The 12,825-nt window shown below is 49.6% G+C and carries 8 protein-coding genes and 1 pseudogene; all 9 read left to right on the top strand.

Annotated elements, in window-relative coordinates:
- Positions 1–108: pseudogene (locus ACL9RG_RS21620) on the top strand (elongation factor Tu); the annotation flags it as partial.
- 249 nt (positions 109–357) lie between these two features.
- On the top strand, positions 358–741 hold the full coding sequence (gene secE / locus ACL9RG_RS21615) for a preprotein translocase subunit SecE (RefSeq protein WP_422794725.1): 384 nt from the start codon (positions 358–360) through the stop codon (positions 739–741).
- A 1-nt stretch (position 742) separates the two neighbouring features.
- On the top strand, positions 743–1,288 hold the full coding sequence (nusG, locus tag ACL9RG_RS21610; RefSeq protein WP_009639145.1) for a transcription termination/antitermination protein NusG: 546 nt from the start codon (positions 743–745) through the stop codon (positions 1,286–1,288).
- A 177-nt stretch (positions 1,289–1,465) separates the two neighbouring features.
- The gene (gene rplK / locus ACL9RG_RS21605) at positions 1,466–1,894 is read left to right on the top strand and encodes a 50S ribosomal protein L11 (protein WP_422794724.1); all 429 of its coding nucleotides are present in this window, start codon (positions 1,466–1,468) and stop codon (positions 1,892–1,894) included.
- 3 nt (positions 1,895–1,897) lie between these two features.
- Positions 1,898–2,602, top strand: coding sequence for a 50S ribosomal protein L1 (rplA, locus tag ACL9RG_RS21600; protein WP_422794723.1), 705 nt, complete (start codon positions 1,898–1,900; stop codon positions 2,600–2,602).
- Between the two features lie 363 nt (positions 2,603–2,965).
- The gene (gene rplJ / locus ACL9RG_RS21595; protein WP_422794722.1) at positions 2,966–3,469 is read left to right on the top strand and encodes a 50S ribosomal protein L10; all 504 of its coding nucleotides are present in this window, start codon (positions 2,966–2,968) and stop codon (positions 3,467–3,469) included.
- 70 nt (positions 3,470–3,539) lie between these two features.
- Positions 3,540–3,905, top strand: a complete 366-nt coding sequence (gene rplL / locus ACL9RG_RS21590) for a 50S ribosomal protein L7/L12 (protein ID WP_422794721.1) — start codon at positions 3,540–3,542, stop codon at positions 3,903–3,905.
- A gap of 348 nt (positions 3,906–4,253) precedes the next feature.
- On the top strand, positions 4,254–8,282 hold the full coding sequence (gene rpoB / locus ACL9RG_RS21585; protein WP_422794720.1) for a DNA-directed RNA polymerase subunit beta: 4,029 nt from the start codon (positions 4,254–4,256) through the stop codon (positions 8,280–8,282).
- Positions 8,283–8,439: 157 nt separating this feature from the next.
- Positions 8,440–12,660: a DNA-directed RNA polymerase subunit beta' gene (gene rpoC / locus ACL9RG_RS21580; RefSeq protein ID WP_422794719.1), complete on the top strand. Its 4,221-nt coding sequence runs from the start codon at positions 8,440–8,442 to the stop codon at positions 12,658–12,660.
- The last annotated feature ends 165 nt before the right edge of the window (positions 12,661–12,825 follow it).

The raw sequence follows: 12,825 nt of genomic DNA, 5'->3' as shown, positions 1-12,825 counted from the left end.
GTTGTTACCCTGATCCACCCAATCGCGATGGACGACGGTCTGCGTTTCGCAATCCGTGAAGGCGGCCGTACCGTTGGTGCAGGTGTTGTTGCTAAAGTTATCGCTTAATCGCTGATAATTTTTGTCACTTTACGTTGACGCAATACACACTAAAAGGGCATCATTCGATGCCCTTTTCTACGCTATAGCGTTAGAACCTATCTCATCAGCGATTTTTAAGTCATAATCATTGGTGAGATAGGCTCTCAGGGATAGCGTAAACACCGACTATGCCTCTTGGAGAGCATCAATCGGTTTGGTTTGCCTCGCAATGCGAGGCAAAGTTGTTTGTTCTGATTCATTGTGACGGGTTGGTTTATGAGTGCAAATACCGAGGCTCAAGGGAGCAAGGGCGGCCTGGAAGCGGTAAAGTGGATTGTTGTTGCCGTTTTGCTGGTCGTAGCTATTGTCGGTAACTATTATTACCGTGCATACAGCCTGCCGTTACGTGCGTTGGCAGTGGTGATTATTATTGCAATTGCAGGCGCAATAGCTCTGATGACCACCAAAGGCAAAGCGACCGTTGCTTTTGCCCGTGAAGCGCGTACTGAAGTACGTAAAGTTATTTGGCCTACACGCCAGGAAACATTGCATACCACCCTGATTGTGGCTGCAGTTACCGCTGTGATGTCACTGATTCTTTGGGGACTGGATGGTATTCTGGTCCGCGTGGTGTCCTTTATTACTGGCTTGAGGTTCTAACATGTCCGAAGCACCTAAAAAACGTTGGTACGTCGTTCAGGCGTTTTCTGGCTTTGAAGGCCGTGTAGCACAGTCGCTGCGTGAACATATCAAATTACACGATATGGAAGAGCTGTTTGGCGAAGTAATGGTTCCTACGGAAGAAGTGGTTGAAATCCGTGGTGGCCAACGTCGTAAAAGCGAACGTAAATTCTTCCCAGGTTACGTACTGGTTCAGATGGTCATGAATGACGCAAGCTGGCACTTGGTTCGCAGTGTTCCACGTGTCATGGGCTTCATCGGTGGGACTTCCGATCGTCCAGCACCAATCAGTGATAAAGAAGTTGACGCGATCATGAACCGCTTGCAACAAGTTGGTGATAAACCGCGTCCTAAAACGCTGTTTGAACCAGGTGAGCTGGTACGTGTTAACGACGGTCCGTTTGCTGATTTCAACGGTGTTGTTGAAGAAGTTGACTACGAGAAAAGCCGCCTGAAAGTTTCTGTTTCGATCTTTGGCCGTGCAACGCCAGTCGAACTGGACTTCGGTCAGGTTGAGAAAGGCTAACAGCTCTATTAATACTCGATTGTTTGAGTCATGCTCAAACGTTTAGGTATTGTGCAAGGCGCGAAATTAAACTATAATTTCGCGCCTTTTGTTTTTGTGCGCAGTGATTGCGTGCAAAAGTATGAAACCACGGGGAGCCTACTCGTTTAGGCGTTATACCCAACTGAGGAAATTTAAATGGCTAAGAAAGTACAAGCATACGTCAAGCTGCAAGTTGCAGCTGGCGCAGCTAACCCAAGTCCACCGGTTGGTCCGGCACTGGGTCAGCAAGGTGTTAACATCATGGAATTCTGTAAGGCATTCAACGCTAAAACAGAAAGCCTGGAAAAGGGTCTTCCGATCCCTGTTGTTATCACAGTTTACTCTGACCGTTCTTTCACCTTCGTTACCAAAACTCCTCCAGCAGCAGTTCTGCTGAAGAAAGCAGCTGGTATCAAGTCTGGTTCTGGTAAGCCGAACAAAGACAAAGTAGGTAAGATCACTTCTGCTCAGATTCGCGAAATCGCAGAAACTAAAGCAGCGGATATGACCGGTTCTGACGTGGAAGCCATGGCGCGCTCCATCGAAGGTACTGCTCGTTCCATGGGCCTGGTAGTGGAGGATTAATAAATGACTAAGCTAACCAAGCGCATGCGCGTAATCCGTGACAAAGTTGATGCAACCAAGCAATACGACATCAACGAAGCTGTTGCTCTGCTGAAAGAATTGGCTACTGCTAAATTCGTAGAAAGCGTAGACGTTGCCGTTAACCTCGGTATCGATGCTCGTAAATCAGACCAAAACGTTCGTGGTGCTACCGTTCTGCCTAACGGCACCGGTCGTTCTGTACGCGTAGCTGTCTTCACCCAAGGCGCAAACGCTGAAGCTGCTAAAGCAGCTGGCGCTGAGCTGGTTGGTATGGAAGACCTGGCTGATCTGATCAAGAAAGGCGAAATGAACTTTGACGTTGTTATCGCATCTCCAGATGCAATGCGCGTTGTAGGTCAATTGGGCCAGGTTCTTGGTCCACGCGGTCTGATGCCAAACCCTAAAGTTGGTACTGTAACGCCTAACGTTGCTGAAGCGGTTAAGAACGCTAAAGCTGGTCAGGTTCGTTACCGTAACGACAAAAACGGTATCATTCATACTACCATCGGTAAAGTTGACTTCGACGCTGACAAGCTGAAAGAAAACTTGGAAGCTCTGCTGGTAGCATTGAAGAAAGCCAAGCCTTCACAGGCAAAAGGCGTTTTCATCAAGAAAGTAAGCCTGTCCACTACCATGGGCGCTGGTGTTGCTATTGATCAAAGCGGCCTGTCAGCAACAGTTAACTAATAACTGCTGCTTATATCGCTTTACGCGGGCACTAGATTTGTCTAGAATCTATGGCCCGCTAGTTTGAGATTGTCGTTTTTTAAAACACATCCAAACGTATGCGATAAGAATTTTTCGGTTGGAGCCTGGCCTATCCAGGCCTCCGTCCAAGACCGCAGGAGTCTTGAAAGAGACTTAATACTTCCTGCGTAGACGGTGACAGAGCCTGAAGAAAATTTTTCTTTGTTATCTTTGATAATGAAGAACAAGAATAGTCTTTGCTGGATTCTCTGCTCACCGTGTTTGAACGCTTATTTCCGATCCCGGTTATAAGTGATGTGAGTTCCGGGGATTTTCCCCGGCTAAATCCAGGAGCTAAAGCTAATGGCATTAAATCTTCAAGACAAACAAGCGATTGTTGCTGAAGTCAACGAAGTAGCCAAAGGCGCGCTGTCTGCGGTTGTTGCGGATTCTCGTGGCGTAACTGTAGATAAAATGACTGAACTGCGTAAAGCAGGTCGTGAAGCTGGCGTTTACATGCGTGTTGTTCGCAACACCTTGATGCGTCGCGTCGTTGAAGGTACTCAATTCGAGTGCCTGAAAGACACGTTTGTTGGTCCAACCTTGATCGCATTTTCTTCTGAGCACCCAGGCGCTGCTGCCCGTTTGTTCAAAGATTTCGCTAAAGCGAATGCAAAGTTCGAGGTTAAAGCTGCGGCCTTTGAAGGTGAATTGATCCCTGCGGCTCAAATCGACCGCTTGGCAACTCTGCCTACTTACGATGAAGCAATCGCACGCCTGATGGCAACCATGAAAGAAGCCGCTGCCGGCAAATTGGTTCGCACTCTGGCTGCTGTTCGCGATCAGAAAGAATCTGCTGCTGCTTAATCAGCAACGTTTTCGCTCTAATCGTTACGCTTACGTATAAACTATTTCTGATTTTTAGGAACAAATTGTCATGTCTATCACTAAAGACCAAATCATTGAAGGCGTTGCAGCTCTGTCTGTAATGGAAATCGTAGAACTGATCGCTGCGATGGAAGAGAAGTTCGGTGTTTCTGCTGCTGCTGCTGTTGCAGGTCCTGCTGCTGCTGCTGAAGTTGCAGAAGAGAAAACCGAGTTTGACGTTGTACTGAAAGGTATCGGCGCAAACAAAGTTGCAGTAATCAAAGCTGTACGTGGCGCAACTGGCCTAGGCTTGAAAGAAGCTAAAGACCTGGTTGAATCTGCACCAGCAGCTCTGAAAGAAGGCATCAGCAAAGACGACGCTGAAGCACTGAAAAAAGCTCTGGAAGAAGCTGGCGCTGAAGTTGAAGTTAAATAAGCCACTGCTTTCTGAGTGCAGTCTGTTTTAATTAACAGACTGATGGCTGGTGACTTTTTAGTCACCAGCCTTTTTGCGCTATAGAGTGTCAGTAGAATTTCACACTGTTTGACTACTGAACTACTCTAATATTTATTTCTATCGACGCCTTAATATATTGCCGCCCCTTGCTGTGGCTCATCTACAGATAACGCGCAACGAAATGATTTAAGAGTGATAGAAACAAGTATTGCGGAGAGTGTTTCGGCTTTCCGAACCGCCTTTCCGATCCAAATAAATGGTGTTGCATGAACTGTCCTCTCATGGACAGATACTAGGTTCGACTTTCCAGCGAGCTGAGGAACCCTAATGGTTTACTCCTATACCGAGAAGAAACGCATCCGTAAGGATTTTGGTAAACGTCCACAAGTTCTGGACATACCTTATCTCCTTTCTATACAGCTTGACTCGTTCCAGAAGTTCATCGAGCAAGATCCGGAAGGCCAGCATGGTTTAGAAGCGGCATTCCGTTCTGTATTCCCAATTAAGAGCTACAGCGGAAACTCTGAGCTGCAATACGTTAGCTACCGTCTTGGTGAGCCGGTATTCGACGTTAAAGAATGCCAGATCCGCGGTGTAACGTATTCCGCGCCACTGCGCGTGAAACTGCGTCTGGTGATCTACGAGCGCGAAGCACCAGAAGGTACGGTCAAAGACATCAAAGAACAAGAAGTCTACATGGGTGAAATTCCACTCATGACCGAGAACGGTACCTTCGTGATTAACGGCACTGAGAGGGTTATCGTATCTCAGCTTCACCGTAGTCCAGGCGTATTCTTTGACAGCGATAAGGGTAAAACCCACTCTTCGGGTAAAGTGCTTTATAACGCACGTATCATCCCTTACCGCGGTTCATGGTTAGATTTCGAGTTTGACCCGAAAGACAACCTGTTTGTACGTATTGACCGTCGCCGCAAATTGCCAGCGACCATCATTCTGCGTGCACTGAACTACACTACAGAACAGATCCTCGACCTGTTCTTTGACAAGGTTATCTACCAGATCCGCGACAACAAGTTGCAGATGGAGCTGGTACCTGAGCGCCTGCGCGGTGAAACAGCATCGTTTGATATCGAAGCTGACGGCAAAGTCTATGTTGAAAAAGGCCGCCGTATCACTGCACGTCATATTCGTCAGCTTGAAAAAGACGACATCCAGCGCATCGAAGTTCCTGTTGAATACATCGCAGGAAAAGTGGTCTCTAAAGACTACATCGACACCAATACCGGTGAGCTGATCGTCCCAGCTAACATGGAATTGTCTCTGGACCTGTTGGCTAAACTGAGCCAGGCCGGACACAAAACCATTGAAACGCTGTTCACCAACGACCTCGACCATGGTGCTTACATGTCCGAGACCGTGCGTGTCGACCCAACCAACGATCGCCTGAGCGCATTGGTTGAGATCTACCGCATGATGCGTCCTGGTGAGCCACCAACGCGTGAAGCTGCAGAAACGCTGTTCGAGAACTTGTTCTTCTCTGAAGACCGCTATGACCTGTCTGCTGTAGGTCGTATGAAGTTCAACCGTTCATTGCTGCGTGAAGAAATCGAAGGTTCAGGCATCCTGAGCAAAGATGACATCATCGAAGTAATGCGCAAACTGATCGACATCCGTAACGGTAAAGGCGAAGTGGACGATATCGACCACTTGGGCAACCGTCGTATTCGTTCTGTTGGCGAAATGGCTGAGAACCAATTCCGTGTTGGCTTGGTTCGTGTTGAACGTGCGGTTAAAGAGCGTCTGTCTCTGGGCGACCTCGACACCTTGATGCCTCAGGACATGATCAACGCTAAGCCAATTTCGGCGGCGGTGAAAGAGTTCTTCGGCTCAAGTCAGCTGTCACAATTTATGGACCAGAACAACCCGTTGTCTGAGATTACGCACAAACGTCGTATCTCTGCATTGGGCCCGGGCGGTTTGACCCGTGAACGTGCTGGCTTTGAAGTTCGAGACGTACACCCGACTCACTACGGTCGCGTATGTCCAATCGAAACGCCAGAAGGTCCAAACATCGGTCTGATCAACTCCTTGTCTGTTTATGCACAGACCAACGAGTATGGTTTCCTGGAAACTCCGTATCGCCGCGTGCGTGACGGTGTGGTCACCGATGAAATTAACTATCTGTCTGCTATTGAAGAAGGCAACTTCGTTATCGCTCAGGCGAACACCAACCTGGACGAAGAAGGCCACTTTGTAGAAGATCTGGTTACCTGTCGTAGCAAAGGCGAATCAAGCCTGTTTAGCCGCGACCAGGTTGACTATATGGACGTATCTACCCAGCAGATCGTATCCGTTGGTGCTTCTCTGATTCCATTCCTGGAACACGATGACGCCAACCGTGCATTGATGGGGGCGAACATGCAACGTCAGGCGGTTCCTACTCTGCGTGCTGATAAGCCGCTGGTTGGTACCGGTATGGAACGTGCTGTAGCGGTTGACTCCGGGGTAACCTCGGTAGCTAAACGTGGCGGTGTGATCCAGTACGTGGATGCTTCTCGTATCGTTATCAAAGTTAACGAAGATGAGATGTACCCGGGCGAAGCAGGTATCGATATTTACAACCTGACCAAGTACACCCGTTCTAACCAGAACACCTGTATCAACCAGATGCCGTGTGTGAATCTGGGCGAGCCAATCGAGCGCGGTGACGTGCTGGCAGATGGTCCGTCAACCGATTTGGGCGAACTGGCACTGGGTCAGAACATGCGCGTAGCGTTCATGCCTTGGAACGGTTACAACTTCGAAGACTCCATCTTGGTCTCCGAGCGTGTCGTTCAAGAAGATCGCTTCACTACCATCCACATTCAAGAACTGTCTTGTATCTCTCGTGATACCAAGCTGGGGCCTGAAGAGATCACCGCTGACATCCCTAACGTAGGTGAAGCAGCGCTGTCTAAACTGGATGAATCCGGTATCGTTTATATCGGTGCTGAAGTGACTGGCGGTGACATTCTGGTTGGTAAAGTGACGCCTAAAGGCGAAACTCAGCTGACGCCAGAAGAGAAACTGCTGCGTGCGATCTTCGGTGAGAAAGCGTCTGACGTTAAAGACTCTTCTCTGCGCGTACCAAACGGCGTTTCCGGTACGATTATCGACGTTCAAGTCTTCACCCGCGATGGCGTGGAAAAAGACAAGCGTGCGTTGGAAATCGAAGAGATGCAGTTGAAGCAGGCTAAGAAAGACCTGACTGAAGAACTGCAAATCCTGGAAGCAGGTTTGTTTGCTCGTATCCACGCTGCGCTGGTATCTGGCGGAATGGAAGCAGAGAAGCTGGCTAAACTGCCACGCGATCGCTGGTTAGAGCTGTCTCTGACCGACGAAGAAAAACAAAACCAGTTGGAACAGCTGGCCGAGCAGTACGACGAGCTGAAATCAGAGTTTGAGAAAAAACTCGAAGCTAAACGTCGTAAAATCACTCAGGGCGATGACCTGGCACCGGGCGTGCTGAAAATCGTTAAAGTGTATCTGGCCGTTAAACGTCAGATCCAGCCTGGTGACAAAATGGCAGGCCGCCACGGTAACAAAGGTGTTATCTCCAAGATCAACCCGATCGAAGATATGCCTTACGATGAAAACGGCACGCCGGTTGACATCGTACTGAACCCGCTGGGCGTTCCATCTCGTATGAACATTGGTCAGATTCTGGAAACCCACTTGGGTATGGCCGCGAAGGGTATTGGTGAAAAAATCAATGCCATGCTGAAGAAACAAGAAGAAGTTTCTAAGCTGCGTGAGTTCATCCAGAGAGCATATGACTTGGGCGACGATGTCCGTCAGCAAGTTGATCTGAGCACCTTCACCGATGACGAAGTATTGCGTCTGGCTGAGAACCTGAAAAAAGGTATGCCAATCGCAACACCAGTCTTCGATGGTGCGAAAGAGACTGAAATCAAGCAACTGCTTGAAATGGGTGGGATTCCTACCTCAGGTCAGATCACATTGTTCGATGGCCGTACCGGCGAGCAGTTCGAGCGCCAGGTAACCGTTGGCTACATGTACATGCTGAAACTGAACCACTTGGTTGACGATAAGATGCATGCTCGTTCTACCGGTTCTTACAGCCTTGTTACTCAGCAGCCGCTGGGTGGTAAAGCTCAGTTCGGTGGTCAGCGCTTCGGTGAGATGGAAGTGTGGGCACTTGAAGCTTATGGTGCTGCTTATACCCTGCAAGAAATGCTGACTGTTAAGTCCGATGACGTGAACGGCCGTACGAAGATGTATAAAAACATCGTCGATGGCGATCACCGGATGGAACCAGGCATGCCGGAATCCTTCAACGTATTGTTGAAAGAAATCCGCTCTTTGGGTATCAACATCGAGCTGGAAGACGAGTAAGTTTGCCTTAAATACATCGAGTTGCAGGGACGCGGCAACGCACCTGCAACTTGAAGCATGACAGGTATACTCGAATTTGCATTGATCACAGGGGCATCTGCCGGTTTAGCAATAAACAGCAGGTGCCTAACAGGTCTAACCCGACGGGAGCCAATCCGTGAAAGACTTACTAAAGTTTCTGAAAGCGCAAACTAAGACCGAAGAGTTTGATGCGATCAAAATTGCTCTGGCATCGCCAGACATGATCCGTTCTTGGTCTTTTGGTGAAGTTAAGAAGCCAGAAACCATTAACTACCGTACGTTCAAACCAGAACGTGACGGCCTTTTCTGTGCGCGTATTTTCGGGCCAGTAAAAGATTACGAATGCCTGTGCGGTAAGTACAAGCGTTTAAAACACCGCGGCGTGATCTGTGAGAAGTGCGGCGTTGAAGTGACCCAGACTAAAGTGCGCCGTGAGCGTATGGGCCACATCGAACTGGCTTCTCCAACTGCCCATATCTGGTTCCTCAAATCTCTGCCTTCGCGCATCGGTTTGCTGCTGGATATGCCACTGCGTGACATCGAACGTGTTCTGTACTTCGAATCTTACGTTGTGATCGAAGGCGGGATGACCAACCTCGAAAAACGCCAGATCCTGACTGAAGAGCAGTATCTTGACGCGTTGGAAGAGTTCGGTGACGAATTCGACGCTAAAATGGGCGCGGAAGCTATTCAGGCTCTGTTGAAAAACATGGACCTGGAAGCTGAGTGCGAGCAACTGCGTGAAGAGTTGAACGAAACCAACTCCGAAACCAAACGTAAAAAGCTGACCAAGCGTATCAAGCTGCTGGAAGCGTTCGTACAGTCTGGTAACAAACCAGAGTGGATGATCCTGACCGTGCTGCCTGTATTGCCGCCAGATTTGCGTCCATTGGTTCCGTTGGATGGCGGTCGTTTCGCAACTTCAGATCTGAACGATCTGTATCGTCGCGTGATCAACCGTAACAACCGTTTGAAACGCCTGCTGGATCTGGCTGCGCCAGATATCATCGTGCGAAACGAAAAACGTATGCTGCAAGAAGCAGTCGATGCTCTGCTGGATAACGGCCGTCGCGGTCGTGCAATCACCGGCTCTAACAAGCGTCCACTGAAATCTTTGGCAGACATGATCAAAGGTAAACAAGGTCGTTTCCGTCAGAACTTGCTGGGTAAACGTGTCGACTACTCTGGTCGTTCCGTTATCACCGTAGGTCCATACCTGCGTCTGCACCAGTGTGGTCTGCCGAAGAAAATGGCTCTGGAACTGTTCAAACCGTTCATCTATGGCAAGTTGGAACTGCGTGGCCTCGCGACCACCATCAAAGCTGCTAAGAAAATGGTTGAGCGCGAAGAAGCTGTCGTTTGGGATATCCTGGACGAAGTTATCCGCGAACACCCGGTACTGCTGAACCGTGCACCAACCCTGCACCGTTTGGGTATCCAGGCGTTTGAACCGGTTCTGATCGAAGGTAAAGCAATCCAGTTACACCCACTGGTTTGTGCGGCATATAACGCCGACTTCGATGGTGACCAAATGGCTGTTCACGTACCGTTGACGCTGGAAGCTCAGCTGGAAGCGCGTGCGTTGATGATGTCTACCAACAACATCCTGTCACCAGCGAACGGCGAGCCAATCATCGTTCCTTCTCAGGACGTTGTATTGGGTCTGTACTACATGACCCGTGACTGTGTTAACGCCAAAGGCGAAGGCATGGTGCTGACTGGCCCTAAAGAAGCTGAGCGTATCTACCGCGCTGGCCTGGCCTCTCTGCATGCGCGTGTTAAGGTGCGTATCACAGAAGAAATCAAAAATACCGAAGGTGAGGTTGTTCACCAGACCAGCATCATCGACACCACTATTGGCCGTGCCATCCTTTGGATGATCGTACCTAAAGGTCTGCCGTACTCAATCGTTAACCAACCTTTGGGTAAAAAAGCTATCTCCAAAATGCTGAACACCTGTTACCGCATTTTGGGCCTGAAGCCGACCGTTATTTTTGCTGACCAGATCATGTACACCGGTTTTGCTTACGCTGCCCGTTCAGGCGCGTCAGTAGGTATCGACGACATGGTTATCCCTGCTAAGAAAGCAGAGATCATCGACGAAGCAGAAACCGAAGTTGCTGAGATCCAGGAGCAGTTCCAGTCTGGTCTGGTAACCGCTGGCGAACGCTATAACAAAGTGATCGATATCTGGGCCGCAGCTAACGAACGTGTTGCTAAGGCAATGATGGAAAACTTGTCTGTTGAAGACGTCGTCAACCGTGACGGCGTAGTAGAGCAGCAAGTTTCCTTCAACAGCATCTTTATGATGGCCGACTCTGGTGCGCGTGGTTCTGCTGCACAGATTCGTCAGCTGGCCGGTATGCGTGGCCTGATGGCGAAACCAGATGGTTCCATCATTGAAACGCCAATCACCGCGAACTTCCGTGAAGGTCTGAACGTACTCCAGTACTTCATCTCTACTCACGGTGCGCGTAAAGGTTTGGCGGATACCGCATTGAAAACTGCGAACTCCGGTTATCTGACCCGTCGTCTGGTTGACGTGGCGCAGGACTTGGTCGTAACAGAAGACGACTGTGGTACTCACGAAGGCATCATGATGACTCCGGTTATCGAAGGTGGCGACGTTAAAGAACCACTGCGCGAACGCGTATTGGGTCGTGTCACTGCTGAAGATATCTTGAAGCCGGGTACGGCGGACATCTTGGTTCCACGTAACACCCTGCTGCACGAGAAGACCTGTGATCTGTTAGAAGAGAACTCGGTCGACAGCGTGAAAGTGCGTTCAGTCGTTAGCTGTGAAACCGACTTTGGTGTGTGTGCAAACTGCTACGGTCGCGACCTGGCACGTGGTCACATCATCAACAAAGGTGAAGCGATCGGTGTTATTGCAGCACAGTCCATCGGTGAGCCGGGTACCCAGCTGACGATGCGTACGTTCCACATCGGTGGTGCGGCATCTCGTGCGGCTGCTGAATCCAGCATCCAGGTGAAGAACACTGGTAGCATTAAACTGAGCAACCATAAGCACGTTACTAACTCTAACGGCAAACTGGTCATCACTTCTCGTAACACTGAGCTGAAATTGATCGACGAATTCGGTCGTACCAAAGAAAGCTATAAAGTGCCTTACGGTTCCGTGATGGGTAAAGGTGATGGCGAAGCAGTTAACGGCGGCGAAACCGTTGCTAACTGGGATCCGCACACCATGCCAGTTATCAGTGAAGTGAGCGGTTTCATTCGCTTCGCTGATATGGTTGATACTCAGACCATTACCCGCCAGACCGACGACCTGACTGGTTTGTCTTCTCTGGTTGTTCTGGACTCTGCAGAGCGTACCGGTAGCGGTAAAGACCTGCGTCCAGCACTGAAAATCGTTGATGCCAAAGGCGACGACGTATTGATCCCAGGCACCGATATGGCTGCTCAATACTTCCTGCCAGGTAAAGCGATTGTTCAGTTGGAAGATGGTACTCAGATCCATGCGGGTGACACCTTGGCACGTATTCCTCAGGAATCCGGCGGTACCAAGGACATCACCGGTGGTCTGCCACGCGTTGCTGACTTGTTCGAAGCGCGTCGTCCGAAAGAGCCTGCAATCCTTGCTGAAATCAGCGGGATCATCTCCTTCGGTAAAGAGACCAAAGGTAAACGCCGTCTGGTAATTTCTCCGTTAGATGGCAGCGATGCTTACGAAGAAATGATTCCGAAATGGCGTCAGCTGAACGTGTTCGAAGGTGAAGTTGTGGAACGTGGTGACGTCGTATCTGACGGCCCAGAATCTCCACACGACATCCTGCGTCTGCGTGGTGTTCATGCGGTTACCCGTTACATCACCAACGAAGTGCAGGAAGTTTACCGTCTGCAAGGCGTTAAGATTAACGATAAACACATCGAGGTTATCGTTCGTCAGATGCTGCGTAAAGGCACCATCGTTAGCGCGGGCGGCACCGACTTCCTGGAAGGCGAGCAGGCAGAAATGTCTCGCGTTAAAATCGCTAACCGTCAGTTGGAAGCTGAAGGCAAAATCACGGCAACGTATAGCCGCGACCTGCTGGGTATCACCAAGGCATCCTTGGCGACCGAGTCCTTCATCTCTGCTGCATCGTTCCAGGAAACCACGCGCGTTCTTACCGAAGCGGCTGTTGCCGGTAAGCGTGATGAACTGCGTGGCCTGAAAGAGAACGTTATCGTTGGCCGTCTGATCCCAGCCGGTACCGGTTACGCTTATCACCAGGATCGTGCACGTCGTAAAGCAGCAGGTGAAGTACAAGTTGCTCCACCGGTTAGCGCCGATGAAGCAACAGCTAACCTGGCTGAATTGCTGAACGCAGGTTTCGGTAGCAGCGAAGATTAATCTTCGTTAACACTCGAAAACCACGCGATGAAACCGCCCCTCGGGGCGGTTTTTTTTCGCCTGTATTTTCTGATCTGTTCCTGTTCAGCCAATTTGTTATTAATCCATAATAAAGATCTAACAAAATATACGGACTCAATGACGATTAGATATAATGAACTAACA

This window comes from Rouxiella sp. Mn2063, assembly GCF_049319665.1.
GTDB lineage: Bacteria > Pseudomonadota > Gammaproteobacteria > Enterobacterales > Enterobacteriaceae > JBMOUD01.
This window is presented reverse-complemented; position numbering and strand designations above follow the sequence as displayed.